Below are 16,734 nucleotides of genomic sequence, written 5' to 3'. Positions count from 1 at the left end.
CGAAAAACCCGACCCTGACGCAGAATTCCCATGGGATGGGTTTGGCGGTGGGTCATCATGCGCTCGTTTTCTTTGCTTTTCTCCGCTGGTCTGATTTTGACCGGCGCGGGTTCCGTCGCCTGGGCCGAAGATACCGAAGTCATCACCGCGCCTGATCCGGCAGCAATTCTTGACATTGCCAAGGGTTACGGCTCGGCCAAGCTGGATAAGGATGACGATGGCGACCCCATGGTCTCCGGCCGGATCGAGGGCATGAAGTACGTCATCTACTTCTATGGTTGCGAAAACCATGAGAAGTGCAAATCGATCCAGTTTTCCTCGGGCTACACCGACGCCTTCACGGCCGAGCAAGCCAATGCGTGGAACAAGAAGTATCGCTGGGTGAAGGCCTTCTCCGGCGACGGTTCCAACTTCAAGATGGATGTCTCGTTCATCGGCGGCATCACCAAGGCCAATCTTGAGGAACAGTTCTCGAACTGGGATTCGATGACCACCAACATCAAGGATTTCATCAACCAGAAGTGACGCCGGCGGTCTGCCCGCGAAGCGCATTTGTCCTCACCGCGCGTCGGGACGATTGTCTCGGCGCGGCTTCGCGCCTACATCGGGGGAAACAAGCTCTCTTCCCACGAACGGATGCGCCATGAACAGCCTGATCGGCCAATTCGACATTTCCGACGATCGCATCAAGCAGATCGTCGCCGACACCATCAACGGCGCCGATGACGGCGAACTGTTTCTCGAATACAGCGAGAGCGAGGCGCTGATGTTCGACAATGGCCGGCTGAAGACCGCCAATTTCAACACCGACCAGGGCTTTGGCCTGCGCGCGGTCGCCGGTGAAGCCAGCGGCTACGCCCATTCGAGCGACCTGTCGGAGGCTTCGCTGCTGCGCGCGGCCGCTGCCGTCTCGACCGTCAAGGGTGGCTATTCCGGCACGCTTGCCGCCACACCCGCCCGCACCAACCGCCATCTCTACGGCGACGAGAACCCGATCCCCTCGCCCACCTTCGAGGCTAAGGCAAAGCTGCTGCAGGAAATCGACGCCTGGCTGCGCGCCGAGGATCCGCGCGTGCGCCAGGTGACGGCCTCGCTCGCCGCGTCCTGGCAGCATGTCGAGATCGTGCGCGCCGACGGCCAGGTGGTGCGCGATATCAGGCCGCTGGTCCGTATCAACGTCTCGGTCGTCGTCGGCGACGGCGACCGCCAGGAAAGCGGCTCCTACGGCATGGGCGGACGCAAGGCCTTTGGCGACTTCCTGATCGAAGACAGCTGGAAGCACGCAGCCAAAGAGGCGCTCAGGCAGGCGCTGGTCAACCTCGAGGCGATCCCCGCCCCGGCCGGCACATTCGACATCGTGCTGTCCAGCGGCTGGCCGGGCGTCATGCTGCACGAGGCTGTCGGGCACGGGCTGGAAGGCGACTTCAACCGCAAGAAGACATCGGCCTTCGCCGGCCTGCTGGGCCAACAGGTCGCCGCCAAGGGCGTCACCGTCGTCGATGACGGCACCATCCCCGAGCGGCGCGGTTCGCTGACCGTCGACGATGAAGGCACGCCGTCGGCACGCAATGTGCTGATCGATGACGGCAAACTGGTCGGCTACATGCAGGACCGCCAGAACGCCCGGCTGATGGGCATGAAAGCCACCGGCAACGGAAGGCGCGAAGGCTACGCGCACCAGCCGATGCCGCGCATGACCAACACCTACATGACGTCTGGTGACATGGAGCCGGATGAGATCATTGCTTCCGTCAAGAACGGCATCTACGCCGTCTCCTTCGGCGGCGGCCAGGTCGACATCACGTCGGGCAAATTCGTGTTCGGCTGCACCGAGGCCTACATGATTGAGAACGGCAAGGTGACGCAGCCGATCAAGGGCGCGATGCTGATCGGCAACGGGCCTGACGCCATGCACCGCGTCTCGATGGTCGGCAACGACATGAAGCTCGACAATGGCATCGGCATGTGCGGCAAGGCCGGACAGGGCGTGCCGGTCGGCGTCGGCCAGCCGCATTTGCGCATGAACCAGATGACGGTGGGCGGCACGAGGGTTTGAGGCTCGCGGCCGTTCCGGTAACGTCGCTCGCCAAAGTGATGTTTCCAAATTCGGGCGGCCCGACCATGTCCAGATCCAAGATCGTCATCCTGACAGGTGCCGGCATTTCGGCGGAATCGGGTGTCGCGACCTTTCGCGATCCTGATGGCGTCTGGGCGAAATTCAGTCTCGAAGACATTGCGACGCCTGAAGGCTTTGCCCGCAATCCCGCCAAGGTGCAGGATTTCTACAATATGCGCCGGCGGCAGATGAACAGCGTGGCGCCGAACGCCGCCCATGCGGCACTGGCCAGGCTCGAGCGCGAAGTCCAGGGCGACGTGCTCCTGGTCACCCAGAACATCGACGATCTGCATGAGCGTGCCGGCTCGCGGAAACTGATCCATATGCATGGCGAACTCGGCCGCGCGCTTTGCCAGGACTGTGGCGCAAGCAGCGCCTGGGCCGGCGACATCACCGTTCAATCCGAATGCCCGGCCTGTGGCGCCAAAGGCAAGTTGCGGCCCGACGTGGTCTGGTTCGGCGAGATGCCCTACCGCATGGAAGAGATCGGCGAAGCGCTGACGCGTTGCGACCTGTTCCTGGCGATCGGAACGAGCGGCAGCGTCTACCCGGCGGCCGGTTTCGTCGAGGAGGCCCGCGCCGCCGGTGCCTTGACGATCGAACTCAATTTGAAATGCGCAGGCAGGGCCTCCCGCTTCGACGAGCAGATGGAAGGACCGGCGACGCAGATCGTGCCTGCCTTCGTCGAGCGCATCCTTTCGGGAACAGGCTGACGCTGCCGCGCATCAGGCATCCCGCTTTTCCAGTTGACGCCGTGGCGCAGTGCCTTGCGCTGGCGTCACGACGCGTTTGCAGACCGCGAACACGAACATGTTAACGCCTTCTTAAATGTTTAATTGATCGTGCGCCGTCACCACATTACCGTTGATCGGTGCTCTCGTACGGTGGTGTTGCCAGTGCTGCGTTCCCTCGGCGTCCTGACTTCCTCGTTGCTGCTTGGCTGTGTTTCGCTGGTTGGCGTAACTTCGTTGGATGTCAGTTCGGCTTCAGCGCAATCCACCTTACTCAAGCAGTCGACATTGCTCGGGAAGACGCAGCCATCCGCGGATGCCTTGCGCTTCGCCTCGGTTGGAGGACGTACCAGCGTTCCTTATGGCTGGCTCGATTTCTGCCATCGCCGGCCAAAAGAGTGCAAGGTCCCCGCTCTGCCGGCCACGAACGTCAAGCTGACCGCGCAGAACCTGCGCATCCTCAAGCGCATAAACCTCAAGGCAAACAACTACATCAAGCCCGTCAGCAACTTCGAGCACTGGGGCACGATGGCGGACCACTGGGATTACCCAGTCGACGGCAAGGGCGACTGCAAGATCTACGCACTCTACAAGCGCAAGCTTCTTCAGGAGGCTGGGTTCCCTCGGCAGGCGCTGCTGATGACCGTGGTCCACGATCTTGACAATGAAGGCCACACCATCCTGACGGTGAAAACCGACAAGGGCGATCTCGTCCTCGACAATCTGGTCGACGAAATCCGGCCCTGGAACGCGACCGGCTACTATTTCCTGAAACGCCAGTCGCAGCAGAACCCGAATATCTGGGTGTCGATCAACCAGCGGGGTGGTACGCCGAAGACCGTCACAAATGTTGCCAAACTCGCAGACTGATCAACCTCTCAGGGCCGCAGCGGTCCAGGCGCCACGGATGGTCGGTGCGTTTCAGCGCTCGGGATGGAAGATCTCGCGACCGTCTCATCCACTCTTGACCGAGCCCAATGAACCTGGCTTCAGACGGAAGTCTGGTTCACGTTCCTCCGGAACTGCCGCCAGCCTCCCCGACAGGGCAGGCTGGCAACAATAGCCGAGAACAACCACTGATCAGGTGGGTTTGCCGCCGTTCTTCTTGCAGTCGGCCCGGAATTTCTCGCGTGCCTTGCCGTGCAGCTTCTGGGCATCGGCAAGTGCCGAACATTGCTTCGAAATCGCGGTTTTCTCCGGCGTCATGGCAGTCGTCTTTGCCTTTTTCGCGGGGGCGGCCGTGGTGGTGGCCGGCGCAGTCGTGGTCGCTGCTGTCGTCGCTGCCGCGGCGGCTCCCGTCGCAATGAAACCGGCCACGGCGATAGACGTCAGAACGCTTGCAATCCTCATTATGGTTACTCCCTTGAGGCCCCCGGCACTGACTGGGTATCAGCGAGCTGGGGCGCCGCGCAATCTTGGCTGCGGCCAACCACGCAGTTGTGATCTGATCACGGGTTGCCGCAGCGGCCCGGCCATGTTTTGCCGCCGGCCCGGCACAGCCGCCTCACCTCTCACAAGGCGACCGGCGATGCGTTTCAAGCCTTTACGCATCTCGCGACCCAAGTCGGATCACCGGGCGACATGCGCTATTTCTTGCAGGCCGGCTCATTGGGGTGCCCGCAAGACGGCTTCTTGACGGCTGGCGGCTGCGGCTTGGGCTGCGCCTGCGGTTGCCGGTGCACCTGCTGGATCTGCTGCTTCGGCTGGGCGTGGAACTCCGGCCTCTGCGGCTTGGGCTGACCCAGCACCTTCAACTGCTGATTGCCATTGTTGACCTTGAATTTCTGCTGGACGTTGCCGCCACCGTTTCCGTTGGCGGGCAGCTTGTGGAATTTGGGACCGTTGCCATTACCCTGGGCCGCACTGCCTTGCCCATTGGCCTGGCCGTTCGTCTGGCCACCGCCCTGATTGTGAAGCTTCTTGAGCTTGGCATTGGTCGGATTCTGGCTTGAATTCTGCCCATTGAGCGCCGATGCGTTGTTCGCTCCATTCGCCGCAGGCGTGCCGTTGGCGCCAGGGATCTTGCGGAGCTTCTTGCCAGTCTTGCCGCTACCGTTCTGGCCCTGCCCATTGCCTTGGCCATTGGCCCCGTTTTGCCCATTCACGACCGGGTTGCCGGTGACGGCGTTTCCACCTGCCGTACCCTGCTTGTTCAAGAGCTTCTTGGACTTGTTGTTGGGCAGGATCGGGTTGTTGGGCAGGTTCTGTCCATTCAGCACCGGCTTGCCATTGACGAGCGGCAGCGTCTTGCCGTCGGCGCCGGGCAAGGCATGACCTGTCAACTTGTCGGCAGGCAAGGTCTTCGACAGCGGCGTGGCACCGCCCGGCTGCTGGCTGCCCTGCTGCAACTTCAATGGCAGGCCACCGGGATTGACCTTTGCGAGCGTCGCTTCCTTCTTCTGCAGAAAGGCCGGCAGCGCCACCTTGGTCGCCAAAGCTGCCGCACCGAGGCCCACCGCGCCCGCGGTCAGCTTCTGGCCGGTGGTGAGGCCGCCGCCCTGGTTCTCGTTGATGGTCGTGTTGTTGACGATGGTGGTATTGTGGATGTTGTTGAAGATGACATCGTTCGGCGGCGGGAAGATGTCATGCGGAGGGTTCACCCAGGCCGGCACCGGCACAAAGACGGGTGTCGGCAGGAGGAAGATTCCGATTGGCGGCGGCGGTGGCGGCAGTTCGATGAAGTCGCGCGGCCGCGGCGGCAGGAAGATCACAGCAACCGGCGGCGGCGGTGCGAAGTCGAATTCCGGATCGTCGAAATAGAGCACGGACCGGTCGACATAGACGATCTCTTCGGGCGGCGGAGGCGGCACGTCATAGTCATAGACAGCAAAACTCTGCGGCGGCTCCAGGGCGGCGTCGAAATGCTCGAGCCTGCGGCGGGCGTCCCAGGCATGCGGGCCATGCGGATAGCGATCGAGATAGGACCAATAGGCTTCCGGCGTATCCCTGAGCCAGGTCTGGCGCCAAGTGATCGCCTCGCGCCGCGCTGCCAGGATGGCGCGCACGCGCCTGGCCATCGGATCGTGGGGATAGGCGACCAAAAAGTCTTCGTAGCCGCGCATCGTGTCGCGATCGAGGGCCGCGATATAGGCGTCATGCGCGTCGAAGTCTCGGATCTCCCTGGTCCGGTTTGTCCGCACCTCGGCGGCGGAAACCTGCGGCGCCGGAGCATCCGGGCCGCGGTCGAAGAAGACGAAGGGATCGGTGATCTTGGAGGCGTCCCAAGGCACCTCCGCTCCATCGGTCACTTCGTTGACCCGCAGCCGCGTGCGATCGAACACATCGCCCAGTTGCAAACCGCCATCCCTGATCATCTCGGCCAGCGCCTGTGCGTAGGCGCCGTAAGGCCCCTTGCCTTCCGGCGCGACCGTGCCCGGGGCGGCGTTGAAGGCGATCAGCATGTTCGGGTCGGGATCGACCAACGCGAGGCCGCCGGCCAGCGGTTGGTTCGACCTGGCGAAGGAATTTGGCCGCGCCGCGTCAAGCACAACGATGTTGACCTTCGTCGGCAATGCGGCAAGCGGCTTGGTGAGGTCGGAAACCCGCACAGCCGCCATCGGCACATCTGCGGCATTCGCTGTCTGGGCGTCGATGGGGGCAAAATAGTTCTCGCCCTCGAACTGCAGTCCCTGCCCGGCCAGATAGACAAACACCACCGCATCTGGGCCGGCCGCCGTCACCTTGGCGAGGAAATCGCGATAGGCGCCACGCAGCGATTCCTGGTCGACATCGCGCGCGCCGACCACGTCGAAGCCTGCAGCCTGCAATGTCTGGGCGATGAGGCCGGCGTCGTTGGCGGGCGTCGCCAGCGCGCCCGAGGGGTAGGCGGCGTTACCGATGACGAAGGCAAGGCGCTTCTGGCCTTGCGCCAGCGCCAGGGCTGTCGACCCGAAGGCGAAAATGGAGAGGGCAAGAAGGAAAGCGAGGAGTTTCGAGACCGTCCGCATTACGATCATCCGTCAGGTGAGAGTGCCGCCCCATAGGCCCAAACTAGGCCGGTGCAAAAAGGCGGCTTTGCGGCGTCAATCCGGCGGATTGCCCGGTCTCAACCAAACGTGATCATTGCCCGGCTCAGCCGCGCCTTCTCCTCGGCTTCTCCAGCAGAGCGACCGCCTCGACATGGGGCGACCACAGGAACTGGTCGATCGGCGTCACGCTTTTCAGTTGATAGCCGCCGTCGGTGAGGATGCGCAGGTCGCGAGCCAGCGTCACCGGATTGCAGGACACCGCGGCAACGAAGGGAACATCCGAGCGGGCGATCTGCTTCGACTGGTCCTCGGCGCCGGCGCGCGGCGGATCGAAGACAAGGCCGTCGAAGGCGCTCAATTCCTTGAACGTCAGCGGCCGGCGAAACAGGTCCCGGCGTTCGCCCGTCACCCGCTTCAGGCCGGCGGCGAAACGTGCCCCCCGGTCGAGCGCTGAAAGGGCCGCCGCATCGCCCTCCACCGCATGGACTTCCGACTTTGCTGCCAACCGCAAGGCAAAGCTGCCGCAGCCGGCGAAAAGATCGGCGACCTTCTTGGCGCGCTTAAGATGTGTGCCAACGATCTCGGCCATGGTCTGTTCAGCTGCCTCGGTCGCCTGCAGGAAGGCGCCCGGCGGCACGGCGACGGCAACGCTGCCGAACATCACCACGGGCTTCCTTGGTTCGATGATGATCTCGTCATCGATGGACAGTCTGGCAAAGCCTTGCGCCAGGACAAAATTGGAAGCGATGCGGCGCTGGTGTTCGCCGAGCTTGCCGGACTCATGCACCGCGACGTCGAGGCCGGAACCGGTCACGGTGACCGCCATCCGGAACGATTTGGTGGTGGCGCATATCAAATCGGCAAGCGCCCGCAACCGGTCGAGCGCGGCGACAATTTCGGGCAGCGAGATCGGGCATTCGGATATGGAAATGATTTCCGGCGACAGATGGCGGTTGAAGCCGAGCAGCATGCCGGCATCGCTGCGCCGGGCGGCAAGCACGACACGGCGGCGCGTGTGCGGCGCGCAGGCGACCAGCGCGTCGATCTCGCAATCGAAGCCCTTCAGGGCATGCACCACCTTGTCGCGTTTCCACTGGCGATAGGCCTCGGCCTCGAAATGCTGGAGAGCACAGCCGCCGCATTCGGTGAAATGGCGGCAGGCGGGTCCGATGCGCAGCGGCGAGGCTTCCAGCACGGCCATCAGCGCGGCGCGATCTCTTTCGCGCGCGGCGGTGACAACCTCGCCAGGAAGCGTGAAGGGAATGAACAGATCGCCGCTTTCGGTTTCGGCCATGCCGTCGCCCTGGGCGCCAAGTTTTTTGATGGTGAAGCGCGCGCTCATCGATCCTTGATCCCACCGAGCAGGAATTCGCGATTGCCGTCGCCGCCTTCGATCGGCGACAGATGCAGGCCGAGCGAGCGCCAGCCGGGAACGGCATCCAGCCAATCCTGCAGCAGGCCAGCGACACGGGCGGCATCGAAGGGGTCTTTCAGCAGGCCGCCCTTGCCGATCGCCTCGCGGCCCGCCTCGAATTGCGGTTTGACCAGAAAGACTGCGGCGGCGCCAGGCTCGGCAATCGCGAGCGCGGGCGGCAGCGCCAGTTTGAGTGAAATGAAGCTGACGTCGGAGACAATGAAACCCGGAACACGGCCGGCAAGATCATCGATGGTGAGATCGCGGGCATTGAGTCCCTCGATGACCGTCACGCGCGGGTCCTTGCCGACATCGGGATGCATCTGGCCGTGCCCGACATCGATTGCCGTGACATGGGAGGCACCGCGTTCCAGAAGCACCTGGGTGAAACCGCCGGTCGAGGCACCGATGTCGAGCGCTTCGCGGCCGGCCGGATCGAGGCTGAAGTGGTCGAGCCCGCCGATGAGCTTCAACGCCGCGCGCGAGACATAGCCCTGCGCCGGATCGTCAATGGCAACAAGGCATTGCGGGGAAACGTTCTGACCGGGCTTGCGGGCAAGGACGCCGTCAACCGTCACCGTGCCGCGTTCGACCGCGTCGCGGGCACGCGAGCGGCTGGCAAACAGGCCGCGCTGGACGAGCAAGTCGTCGAGCCGCTGGCGGGTGCTGGCTGGCAGAGGCGAGTTCATCGGCCTTCATGGCGAAAGCCGGCAGCGAAGGCAAGGAGATTGGGCGCAACAAGGAAAGAAGCGGCGAACGCATCGAGCCGCGCCACCGCTTGCGTGCATCGTATCGGGTCCGGCAGAATGGCAATCGAGGAGACGAGCCCCTCCATCGTCAAAACCCTCGGGGAGAACGAATGCTGACGGGAACCTGCCACTGTGGCGCAACCCACTGGACCCTGGAAGGCGATCCCGGGCCGGTGACGGCCTGCAACTGCACGCTTTGCCGACGCTATGGCACGCTCTGGGCCTATGATTATGCCGATGAACGCATCCGCGTTTCCGGACCGATGGGTAGCTATACGCGCGCCGGAAAGGACACGCCGTCGCTCGAAATCCTGTTCTGCCCGACCTGCGCTTGCGTTCTGGCGTGGCGCGGCTTGCATACCGGCGCGTCCGGTCGAACACGCATTGCGGTCAATGTGCGGCTGGCGCCGCCCGAGGCTGTCGCCGATCTGCCGATCGACCATTTCGACGGCCTCGACACATATGACGACCTGCCCCGCGACGGGCGTTGCGTGCGCGACATGTGGTTCTAGAAGATGGTGCGCGACACCTGGCGCTCGACGGCTGGAGACAAACCGTCGTCTCGCTCCCCAGAAGCTTGCTCACGTGGATGCTCAGCCGCAACCGGAGACGCAGGCGCAGGGTCCGGCACGATCACGAGCTGCGGCACCTGCTTGTAGGAAAAGCCGCCCCTGATATTGCCCATCTTGCCGGCGACGATGCCCAGCGCCGCTTTTTCGAGATTGCGGTCATAGCGCGTCTCGGCGGCGGCCGGCGCGATTATGATGGCCGATAGGGCCACGCCGCACAGAAGCGTCTTCATTCCAATCGTCTCCCTGCCTGACAACCGATCTAGCAGGGCGCCGTTGAAAAACGGCCAAGGGACACGGTAAGCAAAACGCCAAACGGCAGTGTTAACAATGCGTTACGAAATCAAGCCGGCAAACTGATTCAAGCGCTTGAGGTCTTGAGTCAGGCGCGCTGGGGCGGGATTTTAATTCAGGCGCGCTGGGCGCGGGCCGTATGCCCAAGCGCCGTGAATACGGTGCGCACAATGCCAACGGCATCGAGGCCGGCATCGGCATACATTTTTTCCGGCTTGGCGTGATCGGCGAACACATCGGGCAGCACCAGCGGGCGCACCTTCAGGCCGCTTTCCAGCAATCCTTCATGGGCAAGGAACTGCAGCACATGGCTGGCGAAGCCGCCGATGGCGCCCTCCTCCACCGTCACCAGAACCTCGTGCGAGCGGGCCAGTCGCCGGATCAGATCCTCGTCGAGCGGCTTGGCGAAGCGGGCATCGGCAACGGTAGTCGAAAGCCCGGCTGCGCCAAGCTCCTCGGCAGCGATCAGGCAATCCTGCAAGCGCGTGCCGAAGGACAGCAACGCCACCTTGGTGCCTTCCCTGACGATGCGGCCCTTGCCGAGTTCGAGAACCGAGCCGCGCTCCGGCATGTCGACGCCGACGCCATTGCCGCGCGGATAGCGGAAGGCGATCGGGCCGCCATCATAGGCTGCCGCGGTGCGCACCATGTGGCGCAGCTCCGCCTCGTCGGCAGCCGCCATCACGACAAAGCCCGGCAGGCTCGCCAGGAAGGTGGTGTCGAACGCGCCGCAATGGGTGGCACCGTCGGCGCCGACGAAGCCGGCGCGATCGATGGGAAAGCGCACCGGCAGTTTCTGGATTGCGACGTCATGCACGACCTGGTCATAGGCGCGCTGCAGGAAGGTCGAATAAATCGCCGCGAACGGCTTATAGCCTTCCGTCGCGAGACCGGCGGCGAAGGTCACCGCATGTTGCTCGGCGATGCCGACATCGAACGTTCTTGACGGGAACACTTCGCCGAACAAGTCCAGCCCCGTGCCGCTCGGCATGGCGGCGGTGACGGCGACAATACGGTCGTCCTGACGAGCCTCCTGGATCAGGCTTTCGGCGAAAACCTTAGTGTAGGCCGGTGCGTTAGCGGGCGCCTTGGCCTGCGCTCCGGTGATGACGTCGAATTTGTTGACACCGTGATACTTGTCGGCGGCGGCTTCCGCCGGCGCGTAGCCCTTGCCCTTCTGGGTGACGACATGGATCAGCACCGGGCCTTCGCCATTGTCGCGGACGTTCCTCAGAACCGGGATCAGATGCTCGAGATTGTGACCGTCGATCGGGCCGATGTGATAGAAGCCGAGCTCCTCGAACAGCGTGCCGCCGGTGACATAACCGCGTGCATGCTCGACCGCCCTTGTGATCGCACGATCGGCGCGCTTGCCGAGGTAGGAGGTCAGCTTCTTGCCGAAGTCACGCAGGCCGGCATAGGCCTTGCCCGAGGCGAGCCGCGCCAGATAGGCGCTCATGGCGCCGGTCGGCGGCGCGATCGACATGTCGTTGTCGTTGAGGATGACGATGAGCCGGGCATCGAGCGCGCCGGCATTGTTCATAGCCTCATAGGCCATGCCCGCCGACATGGCGCCGTCGCCGATGACGGCGATGACATTGTTGCGGCCGCCGGAGAGGTCGCGGGCGGCGGCCATGCCGAGGCCGGCCGATATCGATGTCGAGGAGTGGGCGGCGCCGAAGGGATCGTACTCGCTCTCGGCACGGCGGGTGAAACCGGACAGGCCGCCTTCCTGGCGCAGCGTGCGGATGCGGTCTCGGCGCCCGGTCAGGATCTTGTGCGGATAGGCCTGATGGCCGACATCCCAGATCAGCCGGTCCTCCGGCGTGCTGAAGACGTAATGCAGCGCCACCGTCAGTTCGACCACGCCGAGGCCGGCGCCGAGATGACCGCCGGTGCGCGACACCGCGTCGACCAATTCGAGGCGAAGCTCGGATGCCAGTTGCGGCAGCTCGCTCTCGTCAAGCGCGCGCAAATCCGCCGGAATGCGAACCTTGTCGAGAAGCGGCGTATGTGGCGTTGCGTTCACGGGTGCTCAGGCTTTCTATTCAACGGCGAGATAGGCCGCCGGCCTGCGAAAGTAAATGCGTGTCAGTGACGCGGGCCTGCTCCCAAAAGGACAGCGAGTCGAAACAGTCTATGCCCGCGCTTTCAAGTCCTTGTTTTCATGCATATCGTGGCCCCGAAACCGGGCCGCTTTTGGGCGACATTCACTAGTTTTCCGGCAGTGGAATAAACTCTTCCTCATCTCCAGGAACGATATCGAAGCGGCCCGTCTTCCATTCTTGTTTGGCCTGTTCGATGCGCTCCTTGGACGAGGAGACGAAATTCCACCAGATGTAGCGCTTAGAGCCTAGCGAGGCGCCGCCGAACAGCATGAAATGCGCACCGCTTTGCGATGATATGACGATCTCGTCGCCGGGCCGGAACACCAGCAGTCGTTCGGCCGGAAAGACGTCGCCCGAAATCGCGACCTCGCCTTCCAGCGTGTAGATGGCACGCTCTTCGGCATCCGCCGGGATTTTCACGCTGGCGCCGGGCGCCAGTCTGAGGTCGGCGTAGAGTGTCTCGGTATCGGCCCGCACCGGGGAGCGCAACCCTTGAAAATCACCGATGACGACGCGGCCGCTGACGCCTTCGGCGTCGATCTCGGGCAGCCGCAAGGCAGCGGTGTTCTCGAACACCGGCGCCACCTCCTCCTTGCCGTCGGGCAGCGCCAGCCATGTCTGCAGGCCGGAGATCGACATCGGCGCACCACGCAATTCTTCGGGTGTGCGCTCGGAATGCACGATGCCGCGGCCGGCGGTCATCAGATTCACGTCGCCGGGCTGGATGACCATTTCGGTGCCCAGCGAATCGCGATGACGGATCTTGCCGTCGAACAGATAGGTCACTGTCGACAGGCCGATATGCGGATGCGGACGAACATCCATCGCCTGGCCGCCGCGCAGGATCGCAGGCCCCATGCGGTCGAAGAAGATGAACGGCCCAACCAGCCGCCGCTTGGCGGTGGGCAGAGCGCGACGGACCTCGAAGCCGCCAATGTCCTTGGCGTTCGGGATGACCATCAACTCGATCTGGTCGCTGGCGAAGGCGTCGCCGGCTTCAGGGTCTTTCCCCGGAAAGAAGCTCATGGACTCTCCTCTTCAGCGGTCATGGACCGCTTTGGCAGCATCAGGCAAAGCGGATCGCCGCCTTTGCCCGCAGTTTGGCCGCCACCTCTTCGCGATTGCGCGGATGCTGATGGGTTTCCAGCGAATCGAGTAGTTCACGCGCCGATGCCGCGATGGCCTCGACCGCATGGTCGAACGCATGCTGGTTCTGTTTCGACGGCCGTGTCGTTCCGCTCAGCTTGCGGACAAATTGAAGGGCTGCGTCGCGCACTTCGTCATTGGTTGCCGGCGGATCAAAATTGAACAGGGTCTTGATGTTTCTGCACATCGCTTCCGTATCTCCTCTTGTCCAGGGCGCCATATCAACGGCGACGAACTCTATCCTCAATCACGATGATGTCCAAAACTCGGTTGACGGCTTGCGCCTCATTCCGCGTCGAGCGGCTCGGTTCCGACCAGCTTGCCGTCGCGCGACAGCCGGATCTTTTCGACCTTGTCCTCGGCCGCCTTCAGCAGCCGGTCGCAATGCGCCTTCAGCGCCTCGCCACGCTCATAGATGCGGATCGACTGGTCGAGCGGCACGTCGCCACGCTCCAGATCATCGACGATCTTCTCCAGCGCGTCGAGTGCCTGTTCGAAGCTCATCGCCTTGACGTCTTCGTTGGTCTCAGCAGCCATCACTCATCCTTTCATCAGTCGCCCGACATGGGCGGCGACCGAAAATGCCAGTCCCTGCAGATCGTAGCCGCCCTCGAGCAGGCTGACGAGCCTGTTGCCGCTGTGGCGGGCCGCGCGCTGCATCAGCTGGCCAGTCGCCCAGTCGAAATCGTCTTCGGTCAGGTTGATCTCGGCCAGCGGGTCGCGGTGGTGCGCGTCGAAGCCGGCCGAAATGATGATCAGATCGGGCGCGAAATTGTCGAGCGCCGGCAGCACGCGCGACAGGAAGGCATCGCGAAACACCTCGCCGCCGGTCTGTGGCGCCAAGGGCGCGTTGACGATGTTGCCGGCGCCGGTCTCGTTCTTCGCGCCGGTGCCGGGATAGAGCGGCATCTGGTGCGTCGAGCAATAGAGCACCGAGGGATCGTCCCAGAAAATATCCTGCGTGCCGTTGCCGTGATGCACGTCCCAGTCGACGACAGCAACGCGCTCGGCGCCATGCTTCTTCTGCGCATAGCGCGCCGCAATCGCCGCCGTGTTGAAGAAACAGAAGCCCATCGCGGTGGTCTTCTCGGCATGATGGCCGGGCGGCCTTGCGGCGACGAAGACATTGTCGGCACGGCCGGCGAAGACGTCGTCGACAGCGGCGTTGGCGGCGCCGATCGCGGTGATCACCGCTTGCCAGCTCTTCGGGCTGGCGGTGGTGTCGGCATCGATGCGGGCAAGGCCTTCCTCGGGAATGGCGGCACGAACGCGGGCGACGAAATCGGCGGGATGGGCGTACAGGATGGTCGCTTCATCACCCTCCGGCGCCTTGACGCGATCAAGCCCTGCGAAGGCCTCGTCATCCAGCACCCGTTCTATGGCGCGTAAACGGTCCGGCCGCTCGGGATGGCCGGGCGGCGTGATGTGTTCGAGGAAGATCGGATGGGTATAGAGACGAGTGGCCATGCTCCCTATCTAGTGCCCCGGCAACGCGATGACCATGCGTTGCCGCTTGATGACTGGGGAAAATCACGCCTGCGTCCATTGGCGTCGCCGCGGGGATTGGCGCCGCCGAGGCTTCGGCGTAAGGTCGCAGCCACTGCCTGGTGCCCGCCGCAAGCGGGAGAATCGGGAACACGGTTGAACTCCGTGGCGTGCCCAACGCTGTGAGGGGGACCGCGCCGGTAAATGCCACTGTCGATGACGGGAAGGCACCGGACGCGGGTTGATCCCAAGCCAGAAGACCGGCCTGGCAGGCATCGTCATCCGCATGGTCAGGCGGCTGGCATCAATAGCAATCGCAAGGGGACAAGCGATGCCGGAACACATGACCGCTCCTATGGGCGACGGATTTGACCAGATGGCGCGTGACGCGGTCTACCGTGCCATGTTCACGCGGCGCGACGTGCGCAGCCATTTCCTGCCCGACGCGCTCGATGACGAGGTGCTGGCGCGGCTTCTGCTTGCCGCCCATCACGCGCCATCGGTCGGCTTCATGCAGCCCTGGAATTTCATCGTCATCCGCGACGCCGCGCGACGGGCTGATGTGCGTGAACTGTTCCTGGCCGCGCGCGAACTGGAACTGCCTGAAATCGAAGAGGAACGGCAGGCGCTCTACCGCAAGCTCAAGCTCGAAGGCATCTGCGAAAGCGCCCTCAACATCTGCATCACCTGCGACCGCCAGCGCTCGCAGGGTTCGCCGCTGGGCCGTTGGCACAATCCGGAAATGGATCTCTACAGCACCGTCTGCGCGGTGCAGAATTTCTGGCTGGCGGCGCGCGCCGAAGGCGTCGGCGTCGGCTGGGTCAGCATCATCGAGCCGCAAGCGTTGAAGAGCCTGCTATCCATTCCCGAGCACGTGACGCCGATCGCTTATCTCTGCGTCGGCCGGGTTTCCGAGTTCGCGCCCAAACCGGACCTCGAAACGCATGGCTGGGGCCGGCGGCTGCCGCTGCCCGAATTGATCATGAGCGAGACTTTCTGCGGGCAAGGCGAGGTACCGCTCAAGTCAGCTGTGGCGCACCTCAACGCAGTCGCCTGCGCGCCCGCCGATCAGCGTGTTGCGCCTGCCGTGCCCCAGCGCGAGCCGCCGAACGAGGCCAGCGCCTTGTCCTTCAACTCCCTGAACTTCGACGACGCCTCGGCCAGCCGGGCATCCCAGGCCGGATCGGGCACCTGGCCGGCGATGGTCTTGAAATAGACCTGCATCAGGCAAGCAATGGCAAATGGCTCGATGAAGGCCGCCTTGAAGGCCCAGGCGAAGACGATGGCGAGCACGAACGCCCAACCAGCCAGTTGTCCCGGCATGATGAACAGAATGGCGGCGGCCGGGGCCAGCATCAGCAGGAAAATGATGAAGGACACGCCCCACATGATGACCGCCAGCCAGACGGCGTTCTTGACCATGGTCTTGCCGTTCTGGGCGTAGAGCACGACGCCTTGCCGCGCCGTCTCGAAGGGCGAGGACGAATTGATGCGGATGTTGTAGCCGAGGATGATCTCGTCGACATAGGTGAGCGACAGGCGAATCACCGTGTTGATGAACGAGACGAGGCCGCTCAGCCCCGGAATGGGCAAGAAGGCGGCGATGCCGCCGAGCAGGCCGGTGATGGCGCGGATGGCGCCCTTGACCAGTTGGTCGACGACGAAAAGGATGTTGGCCTCGGCGAAACGCTCCGTCACGACCTGCCTGGCATAGGCGATCTGGTTCTGGCCGTCGGGGACATCCCGGCCGTCGATCAGATGGACCATGACGGCGATATGGCCGGCCTTGACGACATAGAGAATGTATTCCCGGATCCAGTAGACGGCGATCGAGACGACGCCGAAGCCGACCACGCCGCCCCACAAGGCGAAGGACATCGGTCCATCGGGATCGGTGGAGATATGGCCGACGCCGTAGCCAACGGAAGCGCCGGTGCCAGTCGCCACGATGTAGGCCAGCGTGATGCCGAAATAGACGATCATGCGAAAGACAATGAAAGGCCAGGTCCGCATCATGATGGACACCGACCTACCGATCTCGAAATCCCACATGTCCCGAATCTCCCCTCAGAGATGGCTGCGGAGGATGCGCTCACCCCGAAGATTGTCAATCGTGGGCGACCGGGTGGTGGGGTAGTTTAGATTATGAGCTAT

General features: G+C 63.5%; 16 protein-coding genes, 1 pseudogene and 1 riboswitch. Of the genes and pseudogenes, 6 read left to right on the top strand and 11 right to left on the bottom strand.

What is annotated here, in order from left to right:
• Positions 1 to 57: 57 nt before the first annotated feature.
• The 4 genes from AC04SF_RS03180 (at position 58) to AC04SF_RS03165 (ending at position 3,717) form a co-directional block, all read left to right on the top strand.
• Entirely contained in the window at positions 58 to 525 is a 468-nt protein-coding gene (locus tag AC04SF_RS03180; protein WP_488476462.1) for a YbjN domain-containing protein, read from the top strand.
• A gap of 118 nt (positions 526 to 643) precedes the next feature.
• Positions 644 to 2,056, top strand: a complete 1,413-nt coding sequence (gene tldD, locus AC04SF_RS03175; protein WP_488476461.1) for a metalloprotease TldD — start codon at positions 644 to 646, stop codon at positions 2,054 to 2,056.
• A gap of 65 nt (positions 2,057 to 2,121) precedes the next feature.
• Positions 2,122 to 2,829 carry an NAD-dependent deacylase gene (locus tag AC04SF_RS03170; RefSeq protein WP_488476460.1) on the top strand — a complete coding sequence of 236 codons (708 nt, stop codon included), beginning with the start codon at positions 2,122 to 2,124 and terminating at the stop codon, positions 2,827 to 2,829.
• A gap of 126 nt (positions 2,830 to 2,955) precedes the next feature.
• Entirely contained in the window at positions 2,956 to 3,717 is a 762-nt protein-coding gene (locus AC04SF_RS03165) for a transglutaminase-like cysteine peptidase (RefSeq protein ID WP_488476675.1), read from the top strand.
• Between the two features lie 210 nt (positions 3,718 to 3,927).
• On the opposite strand, the gene AC04SF_RS03160 is transcribed toward AC04SF_RS03165, so the two are convergent.
• From AC04SF_RS03160 to AC04SF_RS03145, 4 genes are all read right to left on the bottom strand, one after another.
• Positions 3,928 to 4,197, bottom strand: coding sequence for a PsiF family protein (locus AC04SF_RS03160; RefSeq protein WP_488476459.1), 270 nt, complete (start codon positions 4,195 to 4,197; stop codon positions 3,928 to 3,930).
• A 236-nt stretch (positions 4,198 to 4,433) separates the two neighbouring features.
• Entirely contained in the window at positions 4,434 to 6,803 is a 2,370-nt protein-coding gene (locus AC04SF_RS03155) for a caspase family protein (protein ID WP_488476458.1), read from the bottom strand.
• Positions 6,804 to 6,918: 115 nt separating this feature from the next.
• A complete protein-coding gene (locus AC04SF_RS03150; RefSeq protein WP_488476457.1) occupies positions 6,919 to 8,157 on the bottom strand; it encodes a class I SAM-dependent RNA methyltransferase in 1,239 nt (412 codons plus the stop codon).
• Positions 8,154 to 8,918: a TlyA family RNA methyltransferase gene (locus AC04SF_RS03145; protein ID WP_488476456.1), complete on the bottom strand. Its 765-nt coding sequence runs from the start codon at positions 8,916 to 8,918 to the stop codon at positions 8,154 to 8,156. Before AC04SF_RS03145 ends, AC04SF_RS03150 begins: the two co-directional genes overlap by 4 nt.
• A 170-nt stretch (positions 8,919 to 9,088) precedes the next feature.
• Here AC04SF_RS03145 and AC04SF_RS03140 point away from each other — a divergent pair, with 170 nt between their 5' ends.
• Complete coding sequence (locus tag AC04SF_RS03140; RefSeq protein ID WP_096458973.1) at positions 9,089 to 9,490, top strand: GFA family protein; 402 nt, start codon at positions 9,089 to 9,091, stop codon at positions 9,488 to 9,490.
• Here the strand turns inward: AC04SF_RS03140 and AC04SF_RS03135 are convergent.
• From AC04SF_RS03135 to AC04SF_RS03110, 6 genes are all read right to left on the bottom strand, one after another.
• Positions 9,487 to 9,780, bottom strand: a complete 294-nt coding sequence (locus AC04SF_RS03135) for a hypothetical protein (RefSeq protein ID WP_202350879.1) — start codon at positions 9,778 to 9,780, stop codon at positions 9,487 to 9,489. The genes AC04SF_RS03140 and AC04SF_RS03135 overlap by 4 nt on opposite strands.
• Before the next feature lie 176 nt (positions 9,781 to 9,956).
• On the bottom strand, positions 9,957 to 11,870 hold the full coding sequence (gene dxs / locus AC04SF_RS03130; RefSeq protein ID WP_488476455.1) for a 1-deoxy-D-xylulose-5-phosphate synthase: 1,914 nt from the start codon (positions 11,868 to 11,870) through the stop codon (positions 9,957 to 9,959).
• Positions 11,871 to 12,054: 184 nt separating this feature from the next.
• Positions 12,055 to 12,975, bottom strand: coding sequence for a pirin family protein (locus AC04SF_RS03125; RefSeq protein WP_488476454.1), 921 nt, complete (start codon positions 12,973 to 12,975; stop codon positions 12,055 to 12,057).
• Between the two features lie 40 nt (positions 12,976 to 13,015).
• Positions 13,016 to 13,282, bottom strand: a complete 267-nt coding sequence (locus tag AC04SF_RS03120) for a DUF2277 domain-containing protein (protein WP_027035955.1) — start codon at positions 13,280 to 13,282, stop codon at positions 13,016 to 13,018.
• A gap of 98 nt (positions 13,283 to 13,380) precedes the next feature.
• Entirely contained in the window at positions 13,381 to 13,632 is a 252-nt protein-coding gene (locus AC04SF_RS03115; RefSeq protein WP_488476453.1) for an exodeoxyribonuclease VII small subunit, read from the bottom strand.
• Between the two features lie 3 nt (positions 13,633 to 13,635).
• Positions 13,636 to 14,562: a histone deacetylase family protein gene (locus tag AC04SF_RS03110; protein ID WP_488476452.1), complete on the bottom strand. Its 927-nt coding sequence runs from the start codon at positions 14,560 to 14,562 to the stop codon at positions 13,636 to 13,638.
• Between the two features lie 121 nt (positions 14,563 to 14,683).
• Positions 14,684 to 14,863, top strand: a riboswitch (cobalamin riboswitch).
• Positions 14,864 to 14,866: 3 nt separating this feature from the next.
• Here AC04SF_RS03110 and bluB point away from each other — a divergent pair.
• A pseudogene (gene bluB, locus AC04SF_RS03105) lies at positions 14,867 to 15,541 on the top strand (5,6-dimethylbenzimidazole synthase); the annotation flags it as partial.
• A 107-nt stretch (positions 15,542 to 15,648) separates the two neighbouring features.
• On the opposite strand, the gene AC04SF_RS03100 reads toward bluB, so the two are convergent.
• Positions 15,649 to 16,632 (bottom strand): hypothetical protein, encoded by a 984-nt coding sequence (locus AC04SF_RS03100; RefSeq protein WP_488476451.1) that lies wholly within the window; start codon positions 16,630 to 16,632, stop codon positions 15,649 to 15,651.
• Positions 16,633 to 16,734: the final 102 nt, after the last annotated feature.

The organism is Mesorhizobium sp. CNPSo 4671 (assembly GCF_057784245.1).
Note: the sequence above shows the minus strand (reverse complement) of the source record. Positions and strands in the feature narration are given on the sequence as shown.

Bases quoted from the DNA above. Each gene is read 5' to 3' on its own strand.
- AC04SF_RS03180 (WP_488476462.1), top strand. From the start codon at position 58: ATGCGCTCGTTTTCTTTGCTTTTCTCCGCTGGTCTGATTTTGACCGGC.
- tldD (WP_488476461.1), top strand. From the start codon at position 644: ATGAACAGCCTGATCGGCCAATTCGACATTTCCGACGATCGCATCAAG.
- AC04SF_RS03170 (WP_488476460.1), top strand. From the start codon at position 2,122: ATGTCCAGATCCAAGATCGTCATCCTGACAGGTGCCGGCATTTCGGCG.
- AC04SF_RS03160 (WP_488476459.1), bottom strand. From the start codon at position 4,197: ATGAGGATTGCAAGCGTTCTGACGTCTATCGCCGTGGCCGGTTTCATT.
- AC04SF_RS03155 (WP_488476458.1), bottom strand. From the start codon at position 6,803: ATGATCGTAATGCGGACGGTCTCGAAACTCCTCGCTTTCCTTCTTGCC.
- AC04SF_RS03150 (WP_488476457.1), bottom strand. From the start codon at position 8,157: ATGAGCGCGCGCTTCACCATCAAAAAACTTGGCGCCCAGGGCGACGGC.
- AC04SF_RS03145 (WP_488476456.1), bottom strand. From the start codon at position 8,918: ATGAACTCGCCTCTGCCAGCCAGCACCCGCCAGCGGCTCGACGACTTG.
- AC04SF_RS03140 (WP_096458973.1), top strand. From the start codon at position 9,089: ATGCTGACGGGAACCTGCCACTGTGGCGCAACCCACTGGACCCTGGAA.
- AC04SF_RS03135 (WP_202350879.1), bottom strand. From the start codon at position 9,780: ATGAAGACGCTTCTGTGCGGCGTGGCCCTATCGGCCATCATAATCGCG.
- AC04SF_RS03125 (WP_488476454.1), bottom strand. From the start codon at position 12,975: ATGAGCTTCTTTCCGGGGAAAGACCCTGAAGCCGGCGACGCCTTCGCC.
- AC04SF_RS03120 (WP_027035955.1), bottom strand. From the start codon at position 13,282: ATGTGCAGAAACATCAAGACCCTGTTCAATTTTGATCCGCCGGCAACC.
- AC04SF_RS03115 (WP_488476453.1), bottom strand. From the start codon at position 13,632: ATGGCTGCTGAGACCAACGAAGACGTCAAGGCGATGAGCTTCGAACAG.
- AC04SF_RS03110 (WP_488476452.1), bottom strand. From the start codon at position 14,562: ATGGCCACTCGTCTCTATACCCATCCGATCTTCCTCGAACACATCACG.
- AC04SF_RS03100 (WP_488476451.1), bottom strand. From the start codon at position 16,632: ATGTGGGATTTCGAGATCGGTAGGTCGGTGTCCATCATGATGCGGACC.